We start from the raw sequence: 25,514 nt of genomic DNA on the forward strand, positions 1-25,514 counted from the left end.
TGACGCCGGGTCAGCCGCGGTACGCCTCCAGGAGACGCAGCCACGCCTCGCTCAGCGTGGGGTAGGACGGCACGGCGTGCCAGAGGCGGGCGACGGGGACCTCGCCGGCGACGGCGACCGTCGCCGAGTGGAGCAGCTCGCCGATGCCGGGACCGACGAAGGACGCGCCGAGGAGCACCTCCCGGTCGAGGTCGACGACGATCCGGGCGTGGCCCCGGTACCCCTGGGCGTACAGACCGGCACCGGCGACCTGCCGCATGTCCAGGTCGACCGCGCGGACCCGGTGTCCCGCCCGCTCCGCCTCGGCGAGGCTCAGCCCGACGGCGGCCGCCTCCGGGTCGCTGAAGACGACCTGCGGGACGGCCGTGTGGTCGGCGGTGGCCGCGTGCGCGCCCCAGCGGCCGGTGTCCAGGGGCGGGGCGCCCAGCGCGCGGGCGGCGATCGCGGCGCCGGCGATCCGGGCCTGGTACTTGCCCTGGTGGGTCAGGAGCGCCCGGTGGTTCACGTCCCCGACGGCGTACAGCCAGTCGGTGCCGGTGACCCGCAGGGTGTCGTCGACGTCGAGCCAGGAGCCCGGCGCGAGGCCGACCTTCTCCAGTCCGATGTCGTCGGTGTGCGGCGCGCGGCCGGTGGCGAACAGCACCTCGTCGCCCTCGACGTGGTCGCCGCCCTCCAGGACCACGGTGACCGGCCCCTCACCGCCGTCGCGCACCACGGCGGTGACGACGGCGCCGGTGCGGATGTCCGCGCCGCGCGTCGCGAGGGCCTCGGCCACGTGCTCGCCGACGAACGGCTCCATGCGCGGCAGCAGGCCGCCGCCCCGGACGAGCATCGTCACCTGCGAGCCGAGGGCCTGCCAGGCGGTGGCCATCTCGACGCCCACCACTCCCCCGCCGACGACGACCAGCCGCCGGGGCACCCGGTCGGCGCTGGTCGCCTCACGGCTGGTCCACGGGTGCGCGCCGGGCAGGCCGGGCAGCTCCGGCAGGACCGCGCGGGTCCCGGTGCAGACGGCCACCGCGTGCCGGGCGGTGAGCACGTGCCGCTCGCCCTCGGGGCCCGCGACCTCCACCCGGCGCGACCCGGCGAGCCGGCCGTGTCCCCGCAGGACGCGGACGCCGATCGAGTCCAGCCAGTCGACCTGGCCGTCGTCCTTCCAGTCCCCGACGACGCTGTCGCGGTGGGCGAAGACCTCCATCGCGTCCAGCGGTCCGTAGACCGACTCCCGCAGGCCGGCGACCTTGCGGGCGTCGGAGCGGGCGATGGCGGGCCGCAGGAGGGCCTTGCTCGGCATGCAGGCCCAGTACGAGCACTCGCCGCCGATCAGCTCGCTCTCCACGATCGCCGCGCTGAGGCCGGCCGCCCTCACCCGGTCGACGACGTTCTCGCCGACCGGGCCCGCGCCCAGGACCACCACGTCGTACTCGAGCCCGTCTTCCACCGCGTCCACCGTTCGTGTCATGGGTCCCAGTCTGGTGGCACGCGCGGGGAATGGCGCGGCTCTCTGCGCCGGTGAGCCGCGCGAGTCTCCGGGGAGGCGCGGGGAGGGCGCTCGACATCGGCCGGCCCGGCGCCCGTCGGCCTGACACCTGTCGGCCGGCACCTGTCGGTCCGGCGCCCGTCGATCCGGCGCCGGTCTCCGAGGCGGAGCCCGCCTCGGAGACCGGTCACGGTGTCGTCAGAACCGGCCCTCCCCGCCCGGGAGCCCCTGGGGCGTGGGGAGCGGCAGCCGCTGCGCGTGCCCGGCCTCGGGGGCGGGAGTGCGGCAGACGGCGTCGCGGGCCGGCAGCCGGCCCGTGACCAGGTAGGCGGTGGCGGTCGCGTCGGCGCAGGACTTCATCCCGTAGACCCCGTGGCCCTGGCCGCCCAGGACCGTCACCATCCGGGCGCCCTTCATGGCCCGGCGCAGTCCCTGGCCGCTGACCAGCGGCGTCTGGGAGTCCCATTCGTTCTGCAGGATCAGCGCGCCGACGGAGTTGTTCACCCGGGTGGCGGGCTCGGAGCCGTTCCCCCAGAACGCGCACGGCTTGATGTGCGACGCGAAGTCGCCGTACAGCGGGTACCGGGCCTTGTCGCGGATGGCGTCGCGGCGGTACTGCTCCGGGTCCCGGGGCCAGGCCCGGGTGTCCGCGCACACCACGGACCAGAAGGCGGCGTCCCCGTTGTCCGACGGGACGTCGGCGGCCGACGTGCCGAGCCGGGCACCGGCCGGGCCGGCGGCGCCGGGGCCGAACGGCGTGAACGAGGGCGGCACGGGGGCCGGTCGCTCGCTCGTCCGGGGTGCCGCCGGGGTCCGGCCGGCGGCGGCCTCCTTGAGGCGGACGATCGACTCCGCCGCGTAGGCGACGTCGAAGAAGACGGCCCTGCTGCCGACACGGATGTCGTCACCGGTGAAGGCGGTGCCTTCGACCACGATCGGGTCGCGGTCCGCGCGGGCGACCAGTGCCCAGAACGTCGCGCGCACCTCGGCCGGGGTACGGCCGAGTCCGTACGTCGCGTCGCGGGCGGCCGTCCAGGTCGTCCAGCGCGTGAACGCCGGCTCCGCGCCCTCGGCCCACACCTGGATCATGCCGCGCCAGATCCGCTCCGGGTCGACCGCGCTGTCCAGGACGAAGCGGTCGGCGCGCCGGGGGAACAGCTGTAGGAGTACCCGAGGTAGGAGATCTTCTTCTCGCCGAGCACGGCGCGCATCACGTCCATGTCGCGTGCGGTGTTGCGCGTGGTGAGGTGGGGCAGTACGGAGCCGTTCCTCGCCCGGCACTTGGCCGCCACGGTCTGCGCCCACCGGACGTCCTTGGCGAACGTCGCCGCCTTGTACGGGCGTTGCCACTGGAGCTCGTCGTCGTTCAGTCCGCAGCCGACCGGGGCGCTCCGGCCGACCCCCCGCGGGTCGAAGCCGACGAGGTCGTACCGCTTCTTCACCTCGTCCGGCAGCTCCGGCGCCATCCAGACCGGCATGTCCAGGCCCGATCCGCCCGGGCCCCCGGGGTTGAGCAGCAGGACGCCCCGGCGGTCGCGGGCGCTGGTCGCCTTCGTCCGGGACACCGCGACGGAGAGGGTCTTCCCTCCCGGGCGGGAGTAGTCGAGCGGTACCACGATCGTCGCGCACTGGAGTTCGGCCGGGGTCTCCGCGCCGCACCGGGTCCACCGCGGCTTCTGCCGCGTGTACCGCTGCAGGGGGTCCGCCGCCGCCGCGCCGGTGCCGGCGGCCGTGGCGGTACGCGTCCGGGGCCCGGCCTCGGCGGCCGCGGCGGGTGTGAGAGCGGGAAGGAGCGTCGCGAGCGTGCCGATGGCCACGACGGGTGCAATTCGCATGCTTCGCACAGTCAGTCAGGTCCTCGTGGGAGGTGGACGTTCGAACCCAACCAGCCTGTCGTAAAAGAAAGTTCGGCGAATCCTCCCTCAGGGGGGCGCACTGTCCGACCGCAGGAGGATCGTTCCCCGGCCATCGCGGTGACAATTCCGCCGTCCGGGGCCGATGCCCGTGCGGAGACTTGACGCCGCACGGGCGGCGCGCTGCCATGGCACTGACCGGAGGGGGCACACGATGGTCGACGGGGAAGACGACGACGCGGTCCGGCGCGCCGCCGGGGACGGGGACGGGGACGGGGACGACGATCGGCCGGATCGCCCGCAGGACACCCACCGACCCGGGCCCGCGGATCATTTCTGGGTCGGCGTGCTCGTGGTGATCGTGGTGATCCTGGTCCTCATCGGCATCCTGTCGAACGTGGACATGAACAACGGCGGTGACCCGAGCCAGGACTGGGACACCGTCTGGCACTGACCACCCCGATGACCGACCGTGGCGACGCGGCCTTCGTCGGTTCGCGGTCGGGGTCGCCGTGGGACCGGCCCCCGTCCGCCGGACGGGGTGCGGAATAGCTCGGGCCGTTTCGCCGTTGTGCCGGGCGAGTCCCCAGGGGACCGTGAGGACACCGCCAGGAGACAGCGAAAGGCAGGAAGCATGAGCACCGTAGAGCTCACCAAGGACAACTTCGACGAGGTCGTCAGCGGGAACGAGTTCGTCCTGATCGACTTCTGGGCTTCCTGGTGCGGTCCCTGCCGTCAGTTCGCCCCGGTCTTCGAGGCGGCGTCCGAGCGGCACGAGGACCTGGTCTTCGCGAAGGTGGACACGGAGGCGCAGCAGGAGCTGGCGGCCGCGTTCGAGATCCGCTCGATCCCCACGTTGATGATCGTCCGCGACAACGTGGCCGTGTTCGCGCAGCCGGGCGCGCTGCCGGAGGCCGCCCTGGAGGACGTCATCGGCCAGGCGCGCAAGTTGGACATGGACGAGGTCCGCAAGTCCGTCGAGGCAGCCCAGCAGAAGTGACGCACCGCGCGTGAGCCGGCGGACCGCACAGGCGGTCCGCCGGGACGCGCGGGCGGGGTGCCCACGAGCGGTGCGCGAGGGGTACGGGAGAGCAGGAGTGGCTCCCGTACCCCTTTCGCGTCAGGTGCGGGGCACCGGGCGCGGGGCCGGTGCCCGTGCGTGCCGGGCGGCGCGGGTCCCGCGGGGCAGGGTCAGCGCTCCAGGACCAGTGCCAGGCCCTGGCCGACGCCGATGCAGAGGGCGGCGAGGCCGGTGCCCGAGCCGGCCGCGGCGAGCTGGTGGGCGACGGAGCCGGCGAGCCGGGCTCCGGAAGCGCCGAGGGGGTGGCCGAGGGCGACGGCACCGCCGCGCGGGTTGACGATCCCGGGATCGAGTTCCGGCCATTCGGCGAGGCAGCCCAGCGCCTGGGCGGCGAACGCCTCGTTCAGCTCGAAGACGCTCAGGTCGGCGAAGGAGTGCCCGGACTTCTCCAGGGCGCGGCGGACCGCCGCGACCGGGCCGAGGCCGAAGAGCTGGGGCTCGATGCCGGTGACGGCGGAGGTGCGGACGCGGGCGAGGGGCTCCCGGCCGGTCTCGCGCAGTCCCTCCTCGTCGACGAGGAGCAGGGCGGCGGCGCCGTCGTTGAGCGGCGAGGAGTTGCCGGCGGTGACGGTGCCGCCCTCGGGGCGGAACGACGGCTTGAGCCGGCCGAGCGCCTCCATGGACGTGGCGTCCCGGATGCACTCGTCGCGGGCGAGGTCCACGCCCGGGAAGGCGACGACCTCGGCGTCGTAGAGGCCCTTCTCCCACGCCTCGGCGGCCTTGCGGTGGCTGGAGAGGGCGAAGGCGTCCTGCTGCTCGCGGGTGAGGCCGTGCTTGTCGGCGATCAGCTCGGCGCCCTCGCCGAGCCCGACCGTCCACTCGGCGGGCATCCGCGGGTTGGTCATGCGCCAGCCGAGGGTCGTGGAGTGGAGCTGCTGGTGGCCGGCGGGGAAGGCCCGCTCGGGCTTCTGCAGGACCCAGGGCGCACGGGACATCGACTCGACGCCGCCCGCGATCGCCACCGACGCGTCGCCGAGGGCGATGGCGCGGGCCGCCTGGATGACGGCCTCCAGGCCGGAGCCGCAGAGCCGGTTGACGGTGACGCCGGGCACCGAGACGGGCAGTCCGGCGAGCAGGACGGCCATGCGGGCCACGTCGCGGTTGTCCTCGCCGGCGCCGTTGGCGTCGCCGAAGTAGACGTCGTCGACGCGCGCCGGGTCGAGCGCGGGCGTGCGCTCGACGAGGGCCTTCACCACATGGGCGGCGAGGTCGTCGGGGCGCGTCCCGGCGAGGGCTCCGCCGAACTTCCCGATCGGGGTGCGGACGGCGTCGACGATGTAGACGTCGCGGATGCTCATCGGTTCTCTCCCACGTGGCCTGCGTGACCTTCGGAACGACTCTGTTCGCCTGGTGAAATATCTTTCGCCAGCATGCGCGCGCAGAGTGTGCGTCCGACGGCCCGCCCTGTCAACGGGCGGCTTCCGGTCGTGCGGCGGGGAGGGAGCGGCACGTCAGGAGCGGTCGACGGGCCGGGCGAGCGCCGTCAGGCCGTAGTCCAGCTCGCGGCCGTCGACGAGGAGCGCCTCGACGGTCCGCGTCTCGGGGTCGATGTCGGCCCGCAGCCCGTGGCCCTCGTAGATGGGGTAGCCCGACTCGCCGTGCCGCCCGGTGGCCTCGACGACGGCCGAGCGGACGGCGCTGTCCCGTACGGAGGCGCCGCCGCGGTCCTCCACGTGCTCGGCCACCAGCAGGATCTCGAAACGCTTCGGAACTGTGCTCATGCACCGACGCTAGGCGCTGGACGGGAGTCCCGCAGGACGGCGCCGGGCCGGGCCTGGTGCCCCGCCCGGCCCGGTGCCGCGGCGGTCGGTCAGCTGGACTCCCGCCGGACGACCCGCGAGTCGAGGAGGGAGCGGGCGACCGCGGGGGCCTCGGGGTCACGCACGGCGCGGTCGACGAGCTCGGCCAGCTCGCGGCCGAGGACCATGTCGATCGAGACGGTGCTGAGGCGGGGACGCAGCAGTCGGCCGAGGAGGAGGTCGTCGGCGCCGACGACGGCGGTCTCCCCGGGGACGGAGATCCCCTCGTCCTGGAGGGCCCGCATGAGGAGCATGGCGTACTCGTCGTTGTAGGCGAAGACGCCGTCGAGCCCCTCCTCGCGCCAGCGCGCGGCGAGCGCCCGCGCCGACTCCTCGTCGTAGCCCAGCGGGAGGGGGACGACGACGGCGCCGGTGCCCTCGGCGGCGCGGCGCGCCCCGTCGAGGCGGGGGCCGGAGAACATGTCGAGGCCCGGCGCCTCGGGGACGACGACGCCGATCCGGCGGCGGCCGGTCTCCACCAGGTGGGCGGCGGCCACCTCGCCGACCCGGCCCTGGTCCATGACGAGGGCGTGGGTGCCCTCGACCCGCTGGGTGCCGAGGGTGATCACGGCCCGGGCCCCGGACCGCTTGAGGATCTCGACGCCCTGGGCGGAGAGCTCGGCCTCGCCGAGCGAGACCACGGCGACCGGCCGCAGCTCGGCCCAGGCGCGGGCGGCCTCCTCGGCGCGCAGGCCGACGCTGCCGTACTGCACGACGGTGTAGTCGAGGCGCCGCAGGGCCCACTGGAAGTCGTCGAAGAACTGGCTGTAGAGCGGTCCGACCGGGACGTGGGCGGTCGGCAGCAGGACCATCCGGCTGTGGCCGGCGCGCAGGCTGCGGGCGGCGGCGTGCGGGACGTACCCCAGCTCCTCGGCCGCCTCGCGGACGCGGCGGCGGGTGGGCTCGCTGATGCGGACGGCCGCGGTGTTGTTCAGGACGTACGACACGGTGGCCCGGGAGACGCCGGCCAGGCGGGCGACGTCGGCGCTGGTCGGGACCGCGCGCCCGGCGGGGCGGTCGGGGGACTGTTCGATTGGCTGGCTCATCGCTTCGGCATCTTTCCAGAACAATCCGGCACAGGGTCTGGCGGATGGCCGGAATGCAGTGCTACACAATGCTCACACGTGTCACTGACACGTGTAAATTCCTCGCTCGATCCGCTCCTCGCCCCCTCGTCGGGCGATCTCCCCAGGAGGGCACCGTGGCCCTTTCCTCCCCCGGCTCCGGCACCGCTTCGCCCGGCACCGCCGGCGACACGGCCGGCACCCCCGCCGCCACCCGGCCGACCCGCGGCCTGCTGCCTCTGCTCCTCGCCGGGAACACCGCGATGTACGCGCTGTACATCGGCGTCCCCGGCATGCTCCTCGCGCTCCAGATCGAGGCCATCGACCCGGCGGACAAGGTGGCGAACTTCGGCCTCGTCTCCGGCATATCCGCGATCTTCGCCACCGTCTTCAACCCGGTCGCGGGCGCCCTCTCGGACCGCTCGGGACGGCGCAACCCGTGGATCCTGGCCGGCGGGCTGCTGGCCGTCCCGGTGATGCTGCTGCTCGGCAGCGTCCACACGATCCTGCTGGTCACCATCGTCTGGTGTCTGGGACAGGCGGTCATGAACGTCTACCAGGCCGCCCTCACCTCCGTCGTGCCCGACCGGGTGCCGACGGCCTCGCGCGGCAGGGCGTCCGCCGCCGTCGGCCTCGGCCTGCCCGTCGGCTCGACCGTCGGCGCCCTCGTGGGCGCGGCGTTCTCCGAGCACTACCGCACCGGATACCTGGTCTTCGGCGTGATCGTCGCGGCCACCGCCGTGCTCTTCACCGCCTGCGCCCGCGAGGAGCGGATGCCCCCGAAGGCCGCCCTGCCCGTCAGGGAGCAGATCGCCGCCTTCGGCAGCGCGCTCAAGGACCACGACTTCCGGTGGGCGTTCATCGGCCGGGCCCTGCTGGTCCTCGGCTACTTCGCGGTGGCCGGGTTCCAGCTGTACATCCTCAAGGACCACATCGCCCTGCCGGCCGGTCTCACCGCCGAGGAGGCGGTGGCGATCCTCATGCCGCTCAACTCGGTCGCCATGGTGGTGTCCACGGTCCTCGGCGGCTGGCTGTCGGACCGCTACGACCGCCGGAAGCTCTTCGTCGGCGCGTCCGCGGCGCTCGCCGCCGTCGCCCTCCTCATCCCGGCCGTCTCCACGAGCTGGACGGCGATGCTCGCCTTCTCCGTCGTCAACGGACTGGGCTTCGGCTGCTACATGGCCGTCGACACCGCTCTGGTGACGATGGTGCTGCCCAAGGCCGAGGACGCCGCCCGCGACATGGGCGTGCTCAACGTCGCCAACGCGGGACCGCAGATCATCGCCCCGTTCGTGGCCTCCCTCGTCGTCTCCCTCAGTGGCGGATACACGGCGCTCTTCCTGATCGCGGCCGTACTGTCGGTGCTCGGCGCGCTCGCCGTGCGCCCCATCCGCAGCGTGCGCTGACCCCGGTCGGCGGCACCCCCGAGCACGACGGAGAGGCGGCACCGTGCGCCTGCACACCACCACCTGGGGATCCGGTGACCGGATCGCCCTGCTCGTCCACGGCCTCATGGCCGACCACCGCACCTGGCGGCGGGTCGGACCGGCGCTCGCGGAGCGCGGCTACCGGGCGGTCGCGGTGGACCTGCGGGGGCACGGGGCCAGCGGCCGGCCGCCCGGCCCCGAGCGGTACCGTCCGGGCGACCACGCCGACGATCTGGTCGAGACCCTGCCCACGGGCGCCGAGTTGGCCGTCGGCCACTCGCTCGGCGCCCTCGTCCTGGCGCAGGCGGTGGAGCGGCTGAAGCCCGCGCGCGCGGTCTACTCCGACCCCGCCTGGCACCTCGGGTCCGGCCCGGCCGGCTACCGGGCCGGCCTCTTCGTCCGCGGCAAGTCGTTGACCAGGGAGCAGGTCAGGGCGTTCAACCCGCACTGGCCGGACGAGGACGTCGACGTCGAGATGGCGTCCGTACGGGCATGGGACGAGCGGACGGCCTACGCCCTGGAGGAGTTCAGGGGCGCCGACATGTGGCCGGCCGGCGCCGTCGTGCCGTCCCTCGTCACACTCGCCGATCCGAGCACGCTGGTGCCGCCCGGCGCGGCCGGGATGCTGGCGGAGCGCGGGTTCGTCGTCCGTACCGTGGCAGGGGCCGGCCACACCGTCCACCGGGACGACTTCGAGGGGTTCATGTCCGCGCTGGACGGATGGATCTGACGTACCGTTCAGGCATGGACGACGCGTCGATGGACTCCGCGATGGTGGGACTGCTCGGCCGGGTGACCGGCACCGTCGGCCCCGGCCTCGTCGGCGAGGTGATCGTCCGGATCCGGGGCGGCGCCGAGCACTTCCTCGCCTATCCGGCGACGCCGAAGGAGCGGATCGAGACCGGGACGGTGGTGATGGTCATGGAACATCTCCCTCCACGCACCGTCTATGTCACAGCCGCGTACGACAGTTGACCGAACCGTTGAGAGCGCGCCCGCCGCGGGCGCACACTCCCTTCACCGGGTCCGCTCGGCTCCGGTGAAGGGGGACCTTGCCCATGGGCATCGGCATTCTGGCGGCCGTCGTCGGCGGCGCCTTCGTCGTCGTCATCACCGTGTTCAAGATGATGTGGCGCGTCGCGGAACCCAACGAGGCGCTGATCATCTCCGGTTCCAACCACAAGAACGAGGGTCTCGGCGCGGGCATGGGGTTCCGCATCGTCACCGGCCGCGGCACCCTCGTCCTGCCCGGCGTCCAGGCGGTGCGCAAGCTGTCGCTGGACCTCAACGAGACGCAGCTGTCCGTCGAGTGCGTCACCCACCAGGGCATTCCGCTCAAGGTGCGGGGCGTGGTGATCTTCAAGGTCGGTGACGACTTCGTGTCGATCGCCAACGCGGCCCGCCGCTTCCTCGACCAGCAGAAGCTGATGTCGGAGCGGGTGCACATCGTCTTCGCCGGTCATCTCCGCGCCATCGTCGGCGGGTTGACCGTGGAGGACATGATCCGTGACCGGGAGAAGCTGACCGGACAGGCCCGCTCGGCCTGTGGCACGGAGATGGAGAAGCTCGGCCTGATCGTCGACTCGCTGCAGATCCACGAGATCGAGGACCCGACCGGGTACATCAAGAACCTCGCCGCCCCGCACGCAGCCGCCGTCCAGCGGGACGCGCGGATCGCCCAGGCGGAGGCCAACCGGCGGGCGACCGAGGCGGAGCAGCAGGCCGCGGCGCGCATGTCGGAGGCGACCCGCGACAGCGAGATCCTCCAGGCGGGCTACCAGGCCGAGCGGGACCAGGCGTCCGCCCGCGCCCGGCAGGCCGGTCCGCTGGCCGAGGCGGCCTCGCGGCAGGAGGTCGTCGTGCAGGAGACCCGGGTCGCGGAGCTGGAGGGCCACCGCAAGGAGCAGCAGCTGCAGGCGGAGGTCCGCAAGCCGGCGGACGCGATGGCCTACGAGACCCGGACGCTGGCCGCGGCCGAGCGTGACGCCCGGATCTCGGCGGCCGAGGCCGAGGCGAAGGAGACCGAGCTGGCGAGCGCGGCGCGGGCGACGGCGACGCGTCTCACCGGTGAGGCCGAGGCGGCGGCGCAGCACGCGCAGGGTCTGGCGGTCGCGGAGGCCACGCGGGCGAAGGGTCTGGCCGAGGCCGAGGCGATCAAGGCCCGTGCGGCGGCGCTCGCGGAGAACCAGGAGGCCGTGGTCGCCCAGCAGCTGGCGGAGAAATGGCCGGAGATCGTCTCCGCCGGAGCCTCCGCCTTCGGGAACGTCGACCAGATGGTGCTGCTCAACGGCGCCGACGGGATGGCGGACGTGTTCGCCAAGGCGCTCACGATGGGCGGCACCGGGCTCGGTCTCGCCCGGCAGCTGCTGGCCACGATGAATCCGGCCGCGCCGGAGCGGCAGACCGGCGCGAACGTGCCGGAGCAGCCCGTCGCGCGGGCGGAGGGGAGCGTACAGATCACGATCGGCGACGACGCGTAGGCGGCCTCCGTCGCGGAGTGACGGACGGGGCCCGGCGCCTTCCCGGCGCCGGGCCCCGTCCTCGTACCCCCGTCGGCTCCCCTGCCCCGCTCACTGGCCCCGGATCGGTGCGTGTCGGGTCGGCTCCGCCGGGTGGCCGGCCTCAGTTGTGGCCGAACTTCCGCTCCTTGCGGTGGGACGCGTGCTCCACGAGGGGCATCGAGCTCTCTCTCGGGGGTGCCGGCGTCTGTTCCTTCGCGGCGGCCTCGGTGCGGTGCTCGTGACCGCCGGTACGGGCTCCCCGATTGGTCCGGGTCTGTTTCTTGCCCACGATCGTGCCTCCCGTGAGGAGTCTCGGACTGTGGTCCGTGTCCCCCCAGCGTGGCACGGGGGTGCGGAGGGCGCATGCCGGGCGCCGGGCCGCCGCAGCGGGTCAGGCGCCGCCGCCGAGGACCCGGGTGAAGGCGGCCAGGGTCCTGGCGCCGGAGGAGCGGTCGAGCACGGCGAAGACGATCTCCTCGAAGTGGCCGGCGAAGCGTCCGTCCCCGGTGAGCAGGGCCTTGAAGGCGCCGGCGACGTCCGCCGGGTCGTTCATGAAGACCCCGCAGCCCCAGGCGCCGAGCACGAGCCGCCGGTAGCCGGCCGCGGCGGCCGTCTCCAGGACGCGTTCGGCGCGGGAGGCCAGGGCGGCGGGCAGCCGGTGGGCCCGGTCGGGGGCGGTGCGGCGGACGACGCCCGCGTTGGGCGCGGGAGAGGTGAGGAAGCCGACCGTGAAGGGCGTGGCGAGCAGGTCGCCGCGGTCGTCGCGGAAGACGGGCACGCGCGGCGAGTGGATGACCCGGTCGGAGTAGAAGGCGTCGCGCTCGGCGCGGTGGTGCGCGTAGTAGTCGGGGGCGCGCAGCAGGGTGGCGTGGAGGGCGGAGGAGCGGCAGAGGGCCTCCTCCTGGGCCTGGGCGCCGTTGAGGTAGCCGCCGCCGGGGTTGCGGGCGGAGGCGAAGTTGAGGACGGCCACCGGGCGGGAGGCGTCGGCGGCGGTCATCCTGCGGGCGGCCGCCAGACTGCTCTCGCCGGTGACGTCGAGGGTGGGCGTGCGGTCGGTGTCGGGGGTGACGGCGACGGGTCCGGGGCCGTGGAGGCGGGTACCGGACAGGGCGGCGGCCAGGTCGTCGGCGAGGGAGACGGTGCGTCCGTCCGGGGCCCGGTAGCGGCCCGCGGCCACGATCTCCTCGGTCTGCCGCGCGATCGCGCGCAGTCGTGCACTCATGCGGTCAGGATGATCTTTTCGGGGGACGCGGGGCAACGGGTTTTCCCGGGGCGTCGGCGCGGCCGTGAGGGGTGAGGTTTCGGACGAACGGGGGCACAGGGGGAGCGTGCGGGGCGCCTGAGGCGCTCTTGCATGCCGGTCGGAGGTGGCTTTAGGTGGAAGCAGCGACTTCCCGGGGCCACGCCCCATGATCAGGAGGTGCACGGATGGCGTCGAGCGGCATACCGCGCGGCGGGCCGCCCCTCACCGAGGGCGAGGCCGAGGACCTGCTGCGATGTATCTGCTTCAAGACCGGCCCGCCCCGCACCGTGGGGGCGGAGCTGGAGTGGCTGGTGCACGACCTGCGCGACCCGCGGACACCCGTACGGCCGCCGAGGCTCGCGGCGGCGGTCGACACCGTGCGGTCGCTGCCCCTGGTGTCGGCCCTGACGTTCGAGCCCGGCGGGCAGCTGGAGCTCAGCTCGCGCCCGGCCGGCTCCCTCATGGAATGCCTCGACTCCCTCGCCGCGGACCTGCGGGCGGTGCGGGGCGCGCTCGGGCCCCTCGGGCTCACGCTCAGCGGCTACGGCGTCGACCCGTGGCACGCCCCGCGCGAGCGGGTGCTCCACGAGCCGCGGTACGACGCGATGGAGACCGCGCTCGGCCGCACCGGACCGGCCGGGCGGGCGATGATGTGCGACTCGGCGTCGGTGCAGATCTGTCTCGACGCGGGAGTGGAGGAGGCGGGGCCGCTCGGCTACCGGCGGCGCTGGCGGATGGCGCACCTGCTGGGCGCGGTGCTGGTGGCGGCGTTCGCCAACTCCGCGGTGCACGGCGGCCGCCGGACCGGCTGGCGCTCGACGCGGCAGGCGTTCTGGGCGGACCTCGACCCGCGGCGGGCGCTGGCCCCGTCGCCGGACGGAGAACCGCGCGCCGAGTGGGCGGCCCACGTGCTCGACACCCCGGTGCTGTGCGTGCGGGCCGACGAGGGCCCGTGGGCCGTGCCGGAGGGCCTGTCCTTCCGGGAGTGGCTGCACACGGGTCACCCGCGCCGGGCCGACGCGGACGATCTGCGCTACCACATGACGACGCTCTTCCCGCCGGTGCGGCCCCGCGGCCATCTGGAACTGCGCATGGTCGACGCCCAGTCGGGCCCCGACGGCTGGATGGTGCCGGTGGCCGTGACGACGGCGGTGTTCGAGGACCCGGAGGCGGCGGAGTCCGTCTACCGGGCGCTGGAACCCCTCGGCGAGCGGGCGGGTCCGGGACCCGCCCCGCGCAATCCGCTCTGGCTCGCGGCAGCCCGCGACGGCCTCACCGATCCCGGGCTGCACGCCGCCGCCCGGACGGTGTTCGACGCCGCGATCGAGGCACTCCCCCGGCTCGGGGCGGGCGAGGAGGTCCGGCGCGCGGTCGGCGCCTTCCGCGAGCGGTACGTGATCCCCGGGAGCTGCCCGGCCGACGAGCTCCAGGCGGTGACGTCATGACCGAGGGAACACGCGGCGCGATCGGTACGGAATCCGGGCACGCACGGGTTGCCGGTCCGGCGACGTCCGGCCCTTCCGGCGCCGGGACCACCGGTGCCGGGACCTCCGGCGCAGCCGCCCCGGAGGCCCTGCGGACGCGCGCCCTGGAGGCGCTGACCGCCGCGCGGGCGCGGACGGCGCTGCTCACCTCCTGCGTGGAGGACGGCGAACTGACCGCCCAGCACTCCCCTCTGATGTCGCCCCTGGTCTGGGACCTGGCGCACATCGGCAACCAGGAGGAGCAGTGGCTGTGGCGGGCCGTCGCCGGGCGGGACGCGCTGCGGCCCGAGATCGACTCGCTCTACGACGCGTTCGAGCATCCGCGGGCCAGCCGTCCGTCCCTGCCGCTGCTCCCTCCCGGGGAGGCCCGCGCCTACGCGGCGGACGTACGGACCCGGGTGCTCGACGTGCTGGCGAGCGCGCCGATGGAGGGGCGGCCGCTGCTCGACGCGGGCTTCGCCTTCGGCATGATCGCCCAGCACGAACAGCAGCACGACGAGACGATGCTGATCACCCATCAGCTGCGCAAGGGGCCGGCCGCACTGACCGCGCCCCCGCCGCCTGCCCACCGGTCCGGGCCGTTGCCCGCCGAAGTGCTGGTGCCCGGCGGGCCGTTCACGATGGGGACCTCGGACGAGCCGTGGGCACTCGACAACGAGCGTCCGGCGCACCCCCGCCTCGTGCCGCCGTTCTACGTCGACACCACGCCGGTCACCAACGGCGCCTACCTGGCGTTCATGGCCGACGGGGGCTACACGGACCGCCGCTGGTGGCACCCGGAGGGCTGGGCGCAGATCCGGGAGCACTCCATCGGGGCGCCGTTGTTCTGGCGCCGGGAGGGCGGCGGGTGGACGCGCCGCAGGTTCGGCGTGACGGAACCGGTCCCCGAGGACGAGCCGGTGCTGCACGTGAGCTGGTACGAGGCGGACGCCTACGCGCGGTGGGCGGGCCGGCGGCTGCCGACGGAGGCCGAGTGGGAGAAGGCCGCCCGGTTCGACCCGGTGTCCGGGCGCTCGCGGCGCTTCCCCTGGGGTGACGAGGAGCCGGGCCCGGAGCACGCCAACCTCGCCCAGCGGCATCTGCGTCCCGCACCCGCGGGCAGCTACCCCGAGGGCGCGTCCCCCCTCGGCGTCCGGCAGTTGATCGGTGACGTGTGGGAGTGGACGGCGAGCGACTTCCTGCCGTACCCCGGCTTCTCCGCCTTCCCGTACAAGGAGTACTCGGAGGTGTTCTTCGGTCCGGAGTACAAGGTGCTGCGGGGCGGGTCGTTCGCGGTGGACCCGGTCGCCTGCCGGGGCACGTTCCGCAACTGGGACCTGCCGGTGCGGCGCCAGATCTTCTCCGGCTTCCGCACGGCACGCAGCGCGGAGCTCGACTGATGTGCCGTCACATCGCCTTCCTGGGCGAGCCGGTGGCCCTCGGCGAGCTGCTCGTCCGGCCGGAGCACGCGCTGCTGCGGCAGTCCTGGGAGCCCCGTACGCAGTCCAGCGGGGTGGTGAACGCCGACGGTTTCGGCGTGGGCTGGTACGCCGAGGGCGATCCGCTGCCCGCGCGGTACCGGCGGGCGGCGCCCATCTGGGGCGACCTGTCGTTCGCGGACCTCGCCCGGGTGGTGCGCTCCGGCGCGCTGCTCGCCGCGGTCCGGGGGGCCACCCTGCCGGGCGCCGACGGGGAGGCGGCGGCGGCGCCCTTCACCGCGGGGCCGTGGCTCTTCAGCCACAACGGCGCGGTCACCGGCTGGCCGGGTTCCCTGGCCCCGGCGGCCGGCGCGCTGCCGGCCGAGGAGCTGCTGTCGCTGGAGGCGCGGAGCGACTCGGCGCTGCTGTGGGCGCTCGTCCTGCACCGGCTGCGGGCCGGGGACGCGCCCGGCCGGGCGCTCGCCGACACCGTGCGGGAGACCGCGGCCGCCGCGCCCGGCTCCCGGCTGAACCTGCTGCTGACCGACGGCGTCACCATCGCCGCGACCGCCTGGGAGAACGGCCTCTGGTACCTGAGGGGTCCCGACCGGGTGGTGGTGGCCTCCGAACCGTACGACGACGATCCCCGCTGGCGGGAGGTGCCCGGGCACACGCTCGTGACCGCCACCCGCGCCGACGTCACCCTCACCCCGCTCAAGGAGCCATCCGCGTGAGCCCGTTCCAGCTGACCCGCACCCTCGCCCCCGACGCCGCCGGCGCCGACCTTCGCGCCGACGTCCTGCAGGGGCTGTCGCGCTTCCCCAAGGAACTGCCGCCGAAGTGGTTCTACGACGCCCGGGGCAGCGAGCTGTTCGAGGAGATCACCCGGCTGCCCGAGTACTACCCCACCCGGGCGGAGCGGGAGATCCTGGTGGAGCGGGCGCCGGAGATCGCCGCGGCGACCGGGGCCAGGACCCTGGTGGAGCTGGGCTCCGGCTCCTCGGAGAAGACCCGGTTCCTGATCGACGCCCTGCTGCCGGGGCTGGACAGCTACGTGCCGGTGGACGTCAGCGAGTCCGCGCTGACCGGGGCGGCGGAGTCGCTGCTCGCCGACCGGCCGGGGCTGCGGGTGCACGCGCTGGTCGCCGACTTCACCCGGGGGCTCGGCCTGCCGGGGACACCGGGACCGCGTCTGGTGGCCTTCCTCGGCGGCACGATCGGGAACCTCCTCCCGGCCGAGCGGCGGACGTTCCTCCGCTCGGTGCGGGCGATGCTGTCCCCCGGGGACGCCCTGCTGCTCGGCACGGACCTGGTGAAGGACGAGGCGACGCTCGTCGCCGCGTACGACGACGCGGCCGGGGTCACGGCGGCGTTCAACAAGAACGTGCTGTCCGTCATCGACCGCGAGCTGGGCGCGGACGCGGATCCCGACGCCTTCGACCACGTGGCGGTGTGGGACGACGCGCACGAGTGGATCGAGATGCGGCTGCGCGCCCGCCGCGCGCTCACCGTGAAGATCCCGGAGCTGGACCTCGTGGTGCCGTTCGCGGCGGGCGAGGAGATGCGGACGGAGGTGTCCGCGAAGTTCCGTCAGGCGGGTGTCCGGGCGGAGCTCGCGGAGGCGGACCTCGATCTGGACCGCTGGTGGACGGACGGCGACGGCCGGTTCGCGCTGTCGCTCGCGACGGCCCGCTGAGCGGCTGCGGCCAGTGACCTCCGGTCCGGGTGCCGGGAAGCGGGTATCCGCTCCGGCAGCCGGACCTCGGCCGTGAGGCGGCGGGTGGTGACGACGCGCCACAGCGAGGCGCCGAGGGGATCGTCCCCGACGTAGGCGGCGGCTCCGGTGGGCCGGTAGGCGATCCGTACGGGCTGGACGTCGGCCCCGCCGTCGAGTGCGGCCTGGAAGGCGGCCGGACGGAACCGGCCGCCGGCCCGGCCGCACCAGGTCGACCCCTCGGGGAAGACCACGACGCGGCCGCCGGCCGCGAGGACGCCGGTCATCCCGCGGACGGCCCCGGGCAGGGCGCGGAGCCCGTCCCGGTCGAGGAAGAGCGTGCCGCCGAGCGCGGCGAGCACACCGAGGACGGGCCAGCGGCGCACCTCCGCCTTGGCGACCATCCGGCCGGGCAGCACGGCCGCGACGAGGGGGATGTCGAGCCAGGAGACGTGGTTGGCGACGACCAGGAGCGGGCCGTCGGCCGGGCCGGGAGTCCGGCCCTCGTAGCGGACGCGCACCCCGAAGGCACGGACGACGGCGCGTACCCAGCGGCGGACGAGGGCCGTGCGGATGGCGTCCGGGAGCAGGGCGGCGGCCGGGGCGAGCAGGACGCCGACGAGGACGGCGCCGGTCCCGGCGGTCAGCCGGAGCACGGCGAGGGCGGTCCGGACGGCCGCCCGGTCACGGCCATCGGCGTGCGGGTGGGCGACGCACCGGCCCGGGGTGCAGGGTGCCGTGGGGAGCCACGGCGAGGGTGCCGTGGTCCCGTTCACCGCGCCGGGGCGAGCGACAGGAAGTGGGCGAGGTAGCGGGGGTTGGTGCGGCGCAGCGAGAGCAGGACGTAGAGGTCGGCGACGCCGAAGTCGGGGTCGTGCGCGGGGGCGCCGCAGACCCAGGCGCCGAGCCTGAGGTAGCCGCGCAGGAGGGGCGGAAGTTCGGTGCGGCCCTCGGGGCGGGTGACTCCCTGCGGGCTCCAGAGCTTGTGCGGCGTCACCCAGTGCTCCTCGGGGGCGAGGTGCTTGGCCTTGACGGTGTCCCAGGTGGCGGCGGCGAGGCCGCCTCCGTCGGCGAGCGGGAGGGAGCAGCAGCCGGCCAGCCAGTTGTGGCCGGTGGTGGCCATGTAGCGGGCGAGTCCGGCCCAGATGAGGGCGATGACCGCGCCGTTGCGGTGGGCGGGGTGGACGCAGGAGCGGCCGACCTCCACGAGGTCGTGCCGGATGGGCGCGAGCCGGGTGAGGTCGAACTCGGTCTCGGCGTAGAGGCGGCCGGCGACGGCGGCCCGGTCGGGCGGCAGGATGCGGTAGGTGCCGACGACCTCGCCGGTGGTCTCCTCGCGGACGAGGAGGTGGTCGCAGTACGCGTCGAAGGCGTCGGTGTCGAGGCCCGGCTCGGGCCCGTCGATCCGGGCGCCCAGTTCGCCGGCGAAGACCAGGTGGCGCAGGCGCTGGGCGGCCCGCACCTCCTCCTGGTCGCGGGCGAGACCGACGACGTACCGGGGGGCGGGCTGCTGCTCCGCGCGGGCCCGGGGCTGTGCGGGGACGGCGAGCGTGGGCGTCGGTGCGGTCATGACGGGCTCCTCCGGCAGACGGAAGGGGAAGGGGCGGGCCGGGACCGCTCGCGCGGTGGCCCGGCTCCCTACTTCTTCCGTGACCGGCTGGATTCGAGTTGACCGTCCGGGGACTCGTGGGTGTGGACCCGCTGAATGCTATTCGGCGAGGGTGTCCGTGATGGCCGCGGACGCCTGCTCGGCCGCCTTCAGGGGGTCCTCGCCGGTCAGGACGGCCGTCATGTACGGCTTGATGGGGTTGTCCCCCTCGACGCTGGCCCACTGCGGGGAGTTGGGGGTGGCCCTGCCCCGGGCCGCGGCCTTGGCCATGACGGCGGTGGCCTCCTGGCCGGAGACGACGCCGGCCAGGCTCTTCTTGTTGGGGACGTAGCCCATGGTGCGGGCGAGTTCGGACTGCCACTTCTCGCCGGCGAGCGCCTTGACGACGTCGATGGCGGCGGTGCGCTCGGGTGCGTTCTCCGGGATGATCAGGTCCGAGCCGCCGGTGAAGACGGCGCAGGGCTGGTCGGCCTTGGCGCCGGGTATCGGGAAGTAGCCGAGCTTGTCCTTGAGCGCCGGGTTGGCCTTGAGGATGGCGGCGACGGCGCTGGGCGTGGCGATGAGCTGGGCCACGTCGCCCCGGGCGAACACGTCGGCCTGCGGCGGGTTCTGCTCGTCGGCGTTCTTGGGGCCGGAGCCGAGGGCCTGGAGCTGCTTGTAGTAGGCCATGCCGCGCCGGGCGGCGGGGGAGGCGAGCGCGCCGCTCCATTCGCCGCCCTTGTCGACGGCGAGTTCCCCGCCCTCGTCCCAGATGAATCCGGCGAGGGTGTACCAGTCCTGTCCGGCGAGGTAGATGCCCTGGTTGCCGTCGGTGTTGAGCTTCTCGGTGTCGGCGAGCCATTCGGCGCGGGTGGCCGGCGGCTTGTCGATGCCGGCGTCCTGGAACAGGTCCTTGTTGTAGATGACGATGCGGTTGGCGGCGTACCAGGGGATGCCGTACTGCGATCCGCCGATGCTGCCGGGCTCGGCGAGACCGGGGAGCCAGTCCTCGCTGCCGAGGTCGCGGACCGACTCCAGGGTGAGGTCGAAGAGCTTCTCGGTGTCGGCGTACTGGGCGACCTGGGTGTTGCCGACCTCGATGACGTCGGGGCCGCCGGAGCCCTTGATGGCTTCGGTGACCTTCTTCCCGATGCCGGTCCAGTCCTGGATGGTGACCTCGAGTTCGACGTTGTCGTGCTCGTCCTCGTAGGTCTCCGTGAAGCGCTTGAGGAAGTCCTCGCTGACGCTGTCCCGCATCAGCCAGATGTGGACCGTCTTCGTCTGGCCGCCTCCGCCCGGCAGCATCCCGCACCCGGCGAGGGCGAGCGCGGTGGCGGCTGCCAGGGGGCAGGCGAGATGGCGGTTCTTCACGTGGGTCACCTTCTGCGGTTCAGCACAGGGGCGTGCGGCATGGGGGGCTGACCCGACATGGGGGGACCGAACGGGGTGTTCGCGCGGGTATGTGGCCTGGATTCTGGTCTGGACCAACCGGATGGTCAAGTCCTTGACGATCCCGTTCCGCCCCGCGGACGGACGATCTATCCCCTTACCGCCGGTAGCTCCCGGGCGTCCACCCGGCCCCCGTCGTGTCGCGCGCCGTCACGCCCTGGGGCACCGTGGAGGGAACGTACCGAGAGGAGTTCGGCCCCCATGTCGAATCACACCTACCGCGTCACCGAGATCGTCGGCACCTCCACCGAGGGCGTCGACGAGGCCATCCGCAACGGCATCAAGCGCGCCTCGCAGAAGCTGCGGGGCCTCGACTGGTTCGAGGTCACCCAGGTACGCGGCCACATCGTCGACGGGGCGATCGAGCACTACCAGGTCGGCCTGAAGGTCGGCTTCCGCCTGGAGGACGAGGACTGACCCGCCGGGCCGGGGCCGCCGGCCGGACGCCGGGCCACCGGGCCGCCGGGCCACCGGTGTGGCTGCCTCGGGCCCGGTGCGGCCTTTCGGGTGCGGCCCGTCCGGTGTCGCCGGTCGGGTACGGCCGGTCAGGTGCGGCCCTCCTTCTCCTGGGCCTCCCTCAGCGCGTCGGAGGGCTCCGCCCAGCGGGCGCGCACCACCCGGAAGCCGGCGGCCTCCGCCGCGTCGCAGACGGCCGTGTCGTCGTCGACCAGCATCCTGACCGTACGGTCGACGGCCAGCCGGCGCAGGATCTCCACCTTGGTGACCCGGGCGGGCCGGAAGTCGCGGTTGCGGCGCATGTGGACCGCCCCCTGCGGGAGTCCCTGCGCGGCCAGCCAGTCCGCGGTCGCCCGGCGGCAGCGCTCGGGCCGCCCGGTGAGGTAGACGACCTCGCACTCGCCGGCCGCGTCGAGGCAGAGCGCGACCCCCTCGTCCAGCGGCGGGTCGTCGGGCGCCGCCGCGAAGAACGCCTCCCAGTCCTTGGGCCTGCGCTCCAGGAAGTGCTGGCGGTGCGCGGTCGCGGCGAGCGTGTTGTCCAGGTCGAAGACGGCCAGGGGCCGGTGGTCCGATGTCACGGACCCAGCGTAGAAGCCGCCCGGCGAGGCCGCCCGGGACATACCGGCGGCCCCTCCCCGGGAATCCCTCCCGCTCCGGGGCGTTGAACCCGGTGTGAGCACCTTCCCCGGCGGCATCCGCTTCTCCGTCCTCGACCGGTCGCGCACCCGGGAGGGCGAGGACGCGCCCCGGGCGCTGCGGAACACCGTGCGCCTCGCCCAGGAGGTGGAGGCCCTCGGCTACCACCGCTTCTGGGTGTCGGAGCACCACGGCGTCCCCGGGGTCGCCGGATCGGCTCCGACGGTCCTGGCCGCGGCCGCGGCGGCCGCCACCTCCGCCGTCCGGGTGGGCACCGGCGGGGTGATGCTCCCCAACCACCGGCCCCTGGTCGTCGCCGAGCAGTTCGGCGTCCTGGAGTCCCTCTTCCCCGGCCGGATCGACATGGGGGTCGGGCGTTCGGTCGGCTTCACGGACGGCGTCCGCAGGGCCCTGGGACGGGACAAGGACGAGGCCGACCGGTTCGCGGAGCAGCTCGACGAGCTCCTCGGCTGGTTCACCGGCGGGCCCGCCGCCCACCCCCAGGTGCACGCACGGCCCGCCGAGGGGCTGCGGGTGCCGCCGTTCGTCCTCGCGACCGGCGAGGGCGCGGGGATCGCCGCGCACGCGGGGCTCCCCCTGGTCATCGGCGACCTGCGCTCCCGTGACCGGGTCCTGGCGGCCGTCGACGCCTACCGTGCCGCCTTCCGGCCTTCGCCCTTGGCCGCCGAGCCCTACGTCGCCGTCGCAGGGACGGTCGCGGTGGCCGCCACCGAGGCGGAGGCGCGTCGGCTCCTGGTCCCGGAGGCGTGGTCGCTCGCGTACGCGCGCACCCGGGGCGACTTCCCGCCGCTCGACGCCCCCGAGCGGATCGAGGCCCTGACGATGACGGAGCGGCAGCGCGGCTTCTACGAGACGGGGCTGACCGGCCACGTCCACGGTACGGAGGAGCAGGTCGCCGCGGCCCTCGAAGAGGCGGTGAAGGAGACGGGGGCGCAGGAGGTGCTGGTGACCACGAGCACCTACGACCGTGCGGCGCTGACCGAGTCGTACCGTCGGCTCGCGCACGCCGTGGGCCTTGCGCCGCGGGCCCGGACGGCCGCTTCCTGGCCCGAACCACCGCCCCGACCAGGCCAAACGGTGATCGGTGGCTAAAATCGACCCATGCACGACAGTCCGCACGATCCGTACGTCCGCGTCCGCGGCGCCCGTGAGCACAACCTCGCCGGGGTGGACGTCGACATCCCGCGCGACGCGCTCGTGGCGTTCACCGGGGTCTCCGGCTCCGGCAAGTCGTCGCTGGCCTTCGGCACGATCTACGCCGAGGCGCAGCGGCGGTACTTCGAGTCGGTGGCGCCGTACGCGCGGCGCCTGATCCATCAGGTGGGGACGCCCGCGGTCGGCGAGATCACCGGGCTGCCGCCGGCGGTCTCCCTGGAGCAGCGTCGTTCCTCGCCGAACGCCCGCTCCTCCGTCGGCACGGTGACCACCCTCTCCAACTCCCTGCGGATGCTGTACTCCCGGGCCGGCCGCTACCCGGACGGCGCGGACCGGCTCGACTCCGACGCGTTCTCGCCCAACACGGCGGCGGGCGCGTGCCCTTCGTGCCACGGCCTGGGGCGGGTCCACGAGACCAGTGAGGAACTGCTCGTCCCCGACGCCGGGCTGTCGATCCGTCAGGGTGCCATCGCCGCGTGGCCGGGCGCCTGGCAGGGGAAGAACCTGCGGGACGTGCTGGACGCGCTCGGCTACGACGTCGACCGGCCGTGGAGCGCGCTCGACGCCGAGGACCGGCGGTGGATCCTCTTCACCGACGAGCAGCCGGTCGTCACGGTGCACCCGGTGCGGGACGCCGACCGTATCCAACGCCCCTACCAGGGGACGTACATGAGCGCCCGGCGTTACGTCATGCGCACCTTCTCCGACTCCAAGAGCGCCTCGCTGCGCGCGAAGGCCGAGCGCTTCCTCACCAGCGCGCCGTGCCCGGTGTGCGGCGGCGGCCGGCTGCGGCCGGAGGCGCTGGCGGTCACGTTCGGCGGCCGGACCATCGCCGATCTGGCCTCGCTGCCGCTGACGGAGCTGTCCCGGCTCCTGTCCGGGGCGGCGGCCGACGGCTCGGAGACGGCCCGGGTGCTCACGGGGGACCTCGTGGCGCGGATCGCCACGGTCACCGAACTCGGCCTCGGCTACCTGAGCCTCGACCGCGCCACCCCCACCCTCTCCAGCGGCGAGCTCCAGAGGCTGCGGCTCGCCACCCAGCTCCGCTCCGGACTCTTCGGCGTGGTGTACGTGCTCGACGAGCCGTCCGCCGGACTCCACCCTGCGGACACCGAGGCCCTGCTCGTGGTGCTCGACCGGCTCAAGGCGGCGGGCAACTCCGTCTTCGTCGTCGAGCACCACCTCGACGTGGTGCGGCACGCCGACTGGCTCGTGGACGTCGGCCCGCGGGCCGGTGTGCACGGCGGACGGGTGCTGCACAGCGGACCGCCGAGCGGCCTGGCGGACGTCGACGCCTCCGCGACCCGGCGCTTCCTCTTCGACCGGACCCCGGCTCCGGCACGCACCGTGCGGACCCCGGCCGGATGGCTGCGGACGGGCCCGGTCACCCGCCACAACCTCGACGGGGTGGACGCGGCCTTCCCGGTCGGCGTCCTCACCGCCGTCACGGGCGTCTCGGGCTCCGGCAAGTCCACCCTCGTGGGCGCGCTGACCGCGGAGGTCTCCGGCGTGGGCCGCCTCGTGACGGTGGACCAGCGGCCGATCGGCCGCACGCCGCGCTCCAACCTCGCCACGTACACCGGCCTGTTCGACGTCGTGCGGCGGCTCTTCGCCGAGACGGAGGAGGCGACGGCCCGCGGCTACAAGGCGGGGCGCTTCTCCTTCAACGTGCCCGGCGGGCGCTGCGAGACCTGCCAGGGCGAGGGCTTCGTGTCGGTGGAGCTGCTCTTCCTGCCGAGCACGTACGCCCCCTGCCCGGACTGCCACGGCGCGCGCTACGACCCCGAGACCCTCCAGGTCCGCCTGCGGGGCCTGACCATCGCCGAGGTCCTCGGCCTGACGGTGGAGTCGGCCGCCGTCTTCCTGGGCGACGTCCCGGCCGCCGCGCGCAGCCTGCGGACGCTGCTGGACGTCGGCCTCGGCTACCTCGGGCTCGGGCAGCCGGCCACCGAACTGTCCGGAGGGGAGGCCCAGCGGATCAAGCTCGCCTCCGAACTCCAGCGGCCCCACCGCTCCCCCACCCTGTACGTCCTCGACGAGCCGACGACCGGGCTGCACCCGGCCGACGTCGAGGTGCTCATGCGGCAGCTCCACGGCCTCGTGGACGCCGGGCACACGGTGGTCGTCGTCGAGCACGACATGGACGTGGTCGCCACCGCGGACTGGGTCGTCGACCTCGGCCCCGGCGGGGGCGACGAGGGCGGCCGGGTGGTCGCGGCCGGTCCGCCGGCCGAGGTGGCGCGGACGGCCGGCGGCCGCACCGCGCCGTACCTGGCCCGGGCCCTGGGGTCCGGGGCCTGAGGCCCCGGACCCCGCGCCCGTCAGGCCGCGGTGTCGAACGTGTAGTGGCGGGTGTGGTCCAGCATGTCCGCCGGCGTCACGTCGTTCCACGGGCGCATGGTGTCCCGGAGGTCGACGACGTTCGCGGTGCCGGCCGCCGGCAGGTACGTCGAGCGGGGGTGACGGGCCTGCCAGTCGGCCCACAGCTTGTCGATGAAGGCGTGGTGCAGCCAGAACACCGGGTCGTTGGGCGAGACCCCGGTGGCCATCTGGCCGCCGACCCAGACGTGGACGCGGTTGTGGAGGTTCACTCCGCGCCACCCCTCCAGGTGGTTGCGGAACCCGTCCGAGGAGCTGTTCCAGGGCGCCATGTCGTACGTCTCCATGGCGAGGACGGAGTCCACCTCCGCCCGGGTGGGGAGCTGACGGCCGCCGGCGCCGAGGTCGCGCCGCAGGTAGTCGCGCCCGTCGACGCGGACGGTGATGGTCCAGCGGTTGCCGCTGCGGGCGAACGCGCCGTCGGTCACCTGGCCGTCCCGGACGCGGCCGGTGCCGCCGAGGAAGTCGGGTGCCCAGATCGAGGAGCGCGAGGTGCGGTCGGCGGTCCAGTCCCAGTAGGGAAGGGTGACGGTCGGGTCGACCGACTGGAGCGCCTGCTCGAACTCCAGGAGGAAGCGCCGGTGCCACGGCAGGAACGACGGCGACCGGTGGCCGACGCGGTCGCCGCTGTCGGTGTCGCTCATGATGAAGGCGTTGTGCGTGGTGACGAAGGTGTCGTACCGCCCGGAGCGCTTCAGCTCCAGGAGCGCGTTCACGAAGCGCCGCTTCTCGTCGGCGGTGAGGGTGGCCTGGTTCTTGCGTACGGTCATGGTGGTGCCGCTTCCTG

At 74.3% G+C, this 25,514-nt stretch carries 24 protein-coding genes and 1 pseudogene; 13 read left to right on the top strand and 12 right to left on the bottom strand.

From position 1 onward, the window contains the following. Positions 1-10: 10 nt before the first annotated feature. Both AB0424_RS17660 and AB0424_RS17665 read right to left on the bottom strand, forming a co-directional pair. Positions 11-1,462, bottom strand: a complete 1,452-nt coding sequence (locus tag AB0424_RS17660) for an NAD(P)/FAD-dependent oxidoreductase (RefSeq protein WP_366306330.1) — start codon at positions 1,460-1,462, stop codon at positions 11-13. Positions 1,463-1,678: 216 nt separating this feature from the next. After that, positions 1,679-3,315: pseudogene (locus AB0424_RS17665) on the bottom strand (alpha/beta hydrolase). Between the two features lie 232 nt (positions 3,316-3,547). Between AB0424_RS17665 and AB0424_RS17670 the strand changes: the two are divergent. Next, positions 3,548-3,787, top strand: a complete 240-nt coding sequence (locus AB0424_RS17670) for a hypothetical protein (protein ID WP_366306332.1) — start codon at positions 3,548-3,550, stop codon at positions 3,785-3,787. Positions 3,788-3,967: 180 nt separating this feature from the next. Then, on the top strand, positions 3,968-4,333 hold the full coding sequence (gene trxA, locus AB0424_RS17675) for a thioredoxin (RefSeq protein WP_366306334.1): 366 nt from the start codon (positions 3,968-3,970) through the stop codon (positions 4,331-4,333). A gap of 191 nt (positions 4,334-4,524) precedes the next feature. Here the strand turns inward: trxA and AB0424_RS17680 are convergent, their stop codons facing one another. The 3 genes from AB0424_RS17680 to AB0424_RS17690 all read right to left on the bottom strand — a co-directional run bounded on the left by AB0424_RS17680 (position 4,525) and on the right by AB0424_RS17690 (position 7,259). Beyond that, positions 4,525-5,712, bottom strand: a complete 1,188-nt coding sequence (locus AB0424_RS17680) for a thiolase family protein (protein ID WP_366306336.1) — start codon at positions 5,710-5,712, stop codon at positions 4,525-4,527. A 153-nt stretch (positions 5,713-5,865) separates the two neighbouring features. Continuing rightward, positions 5,866-6,135 (bottom strand): hypothetical protein, encoded by a 270-nt coding sequence (locus AB0424_RS17685; protein WP_366306338.1) that lies wholly within the window; start codon positions 6,133-6,135, stop codon positions 5,866-5,868. Between the two features lie 89 nt (positions 6,136-6,224). Continuing rightward, positions 6,225-7,259, bottom strand: a complete 1,035-nt coding sequence (locus tag AB0424_RS17690; protein WP_366306340.1) for a LacI family DNA-binding transcriptional regulator — start codon at positions 7,257-7,259, stop codon at positions 6,225-6,227. 155 nt (positions 7,260-7,414) lie between these two features. Here AB0424_RS17690 and AB0424_RS17695 point away from each other — a divergent pair, with 155 nt between their 5' ends. The 4 genes from AB0424_RS17695 (at position 7,415) to AB0424_RS17710 (ending at position 11,184) form a co-directional block, all read left to right on the top strand. After that, on the top strand, positions 7,415-8,683 hold the full coding sequence (locus AB0424_RS17695) for an MFS transporter (protein ID WP_366306341.1): 1,269 nt from the start codon (positions 7,415-7,417) through the stop codon (positions 8,681-8,683). Positions 8,684-8,726: 43 nt separating this feature from the next. Continuing rightward, entirely contained in the window at positions 8,727-9,434 is a 708-nt protein-coding gene (locus AB0424_RS17700) for an alpha/beta hydrolase (protein WP_366306343.1), read from the top strand. A gap of 14 nt (positions 9,435-9,448) precedes the next feature. Beyond that, positions 9,449-9,679, top strand: a complete 231-nt coding sequence (locus tag AB0424_RS17705) for a hypothetical protein (protein ID WP_366306345.1) — start codon at positions 9,449-9,451, stop codon at positions 9,677-9,679. Positions 9,680-9,762: 83 nt separating this feature from the next. Then, on the top strand, positions 9,763-11,184 hold the full coding sequence (locus AB0424_RS17710) for an SPFH domain-containing protein (protein WP_366306347.1): 1,422 nt from the start codon (positions 9,763-9,765) through the stop codon (positions 11,182-11,184). Positions 11,185-11,326: 142 nt separating this feature from the next. Here the strand turns inward: AB0424_RS17710 and AB0424_RS17715 are convergent, their stop codons facing one another. Continuing rightward, on the bottom strand, positions 11,327-11,494 hold the full coding sequence (locus AB0424_RS17715; protein ID WP_366306349.1) for a hypothetical protein: 168 nt from the start codon (positions 11,492-11,494) through the stop codon (positions 11,327-11,329). A 102-nt stretch (positions 11,495-11,596) separates the two neighbouring features. After that, the gene (locus tag AB0424_RS17720; RefSeq protein WP_366306351.1) at positions 11,597-12,427 is read right to left on the bottom strand and encodes a TIGR02452 family protein; all 831 of its coding nucleotides are present in this window, start codon (positions 12,425-12,427) and stop codon (positions 11,597-11,599) included. Between the two features lie 206 nt (positions 12,428-12,633). Between AB0424_RS17720 and egtA the strand changes: the two genes are divergently transcribed. The 4 genes from egtA to egtD are packed head-to-tail and all read left to right on the top strand — an operon-like array spanning position 12,634 to position 17,025. Next, entirely contained in the window at positions 12,634-13,893 is a 1,260-nt protein-coding gene (egtA, locus tag AB0424_RS17725) for an ergothioneine biosynthesis glutamate--cysteine ligase EgtA (protein ID WP_366306353.1), read from the top strand. Further along, positions 13,890-15,311, top strand: a complete 1,422-nt coding sequence (gene egtB, locus AB0424_RS17730) for an ergothioneine biosynthesis protein EgtB (protein ID WP_366306355.1) — start codon at positions 13,890-13,892, stop codon at positions 15,309-15,311. Before egtA ends, egtB begins: the two co-directional genes overlap by 4 nt. Continuing rightward, positions 15,311-16,063 carry an ergothioneine biosynthesis protein EgtC gene (egtC, locus tag AB0424_RS17735; protein WP_366306357.1) on the top strand — a complete coding sequence of 251 codons (753 nt, stop codon included), beginning with the start codon at positions 15,311-15,313 and terminating at the stop codon, positions 16,061-16,063. Before egtB ends, egtC begins: the two co-directional genes overlap by 1 nt. Then, positions 16,060-17,025 (top strand): L-histidine N(alpha)-methyltransferase, encoded by a 966-nt coding sequence (egtD, locus tag AB0424_RS17740; protein ID WP_366306359.1) that lies wholly within the window; start codon positions 16,060-16,062, stop codon positions 17,023-17,025. Before egtC ends, egtD begins: the two co-directional genes overlap by 4 nt. Here egtD and AB0424_RS17745 read toward each other — a convergent pair. From AB0424_RS17745 to AB0424_RS17755, 3 genes are all read right to left on the bottom strand, one after another. Beyond that, positions 16,920-17,819 carry a lysophospholipid acyltransferase family protein gene (locus tag AB0424_RS17745; RefSeq protein WP_366306361.1) on the bottom strand — a complete coding sequence of 300 codons (900 nt, stop codon included), beginning with the start codon at positions 17,817-17,819 and terminating at the stop codon, positions 16,920-16,922. The two genes, egtD and AB0424_RS17745, sit on opposite strands and share 106 nt — an antisense overlap. Further along, positions 17,816-18,613: a GNAT family N-acyltransferase gene (locus AB0424_RS17750; RefSeq protein ID WP_366306363.1), complete on the bottom strand. Its 798-nt coding sequence runs from the start codon at positions 18,611-18,613 to the stop codon at positions 17,816-17,818. The genes AB0424_RS17745 and AB0424_RS17750 overlap by 4 nt, the downstream gene beginning before the upstream one ends. A 138-nt stretch (positions 18,614-18,751) precedes the next feature. Then, positions 18,752-20,002 carry an extracellular solute-binding protein gene (locus AB0424_RS17755; RefSeq protein WP_366306365.1) on the bottom strand — a complete coding sequence of 417 codons (1,251 nt, stop codon included), beginning with the start codon at positions 20,000-20,002 and terminating at the stop codon, positions 18,752-18,754. Positions 20,003-20,281: 279 nt separating this feature from the next. On the opposite strand from AB0424_RS17755, the gene AB0424_RS17760 reads away from it, so the two are divergent. Then, positions 20,282-20,497, top strand: coding sequence for a dodecin (locus AB0424_RS17760; RefSeq protein WP_366306367.1), 216 nt, complete (start codon positions 20,282-20,284; stop codon positions 20,495-20,497). A gap of 128 nt (positions 20,498-20,625) precedes the next feature. Here AB0424_RS17760 and AB0424_RS17765 read toward each other — a convergent pair whose 3' ends face one another. Then, a complete protein-coding gene (locus AB0424_RS17765) occupies positions 20,626-21,114 on the bottom strand; it encodes a hypothetical protein (RefSeq protein WP_366306369.1) in 489 nt (162 codons plus the stop codon). A 94-nt stretch (positions 21,115-21,208) separates the two neighbouring features. Here AB0424_RS17765 and AB0424_RS17770 point away from each other — a divergent pair, with 94 nt between their 5' ends. Together AB0424_RS17770 and AB0424_RS17775 are read left to right on the top strand one after the other, a co-directional pair. After that, on the top strand, positions 21,209-22,285 hold the full coding sequence (locus AB0424_RS17770) for an MsnO8 family LLM class oxidoreductase (protein WP_366306371.1): 1,077 nt from the start codon (positions 21,209-21,211) through the stop codon (positions 22,283-22,285). 9 nt (positions 22,286-22,294) lie between these two features. After that, positions 22,295-24,649, top strand: coding sequence for an excinuclease ABC subunit UvrA (locus AB0424_RS17775; protein WP_366306372.1), 2,355 nt, complete (start codon positions 22,295-22,297; stop codon positions 24,647-24,649). Between the two features lie 20 nt (positions 24,650-24,669). Here the strand turns inward: AB0424_RS17775 and AB0424_RS17780 are convergent, their stop codons facing one another. After that, positions 24,670-25,497, bottom strand: a complete 828-nt coding sequence (locus AB0424_RS17780; protein WP_366306374.1) for a tyrosinase family protein — start codon at positions 25,495-25,497, stop codon at positions 24,670-24,672. Between the last annotated feature and the right edge of the window lie 17 nt (positions 25,498-25,514).

Source organism: Streptomyces sp. NPDC051180, from assembly GCF_040689545.1.
Lineage (GTDB): Bacteria > Actinomycetota > Actinomycetes > Streptomycetales > Streptomycetaceae > Streptomyces.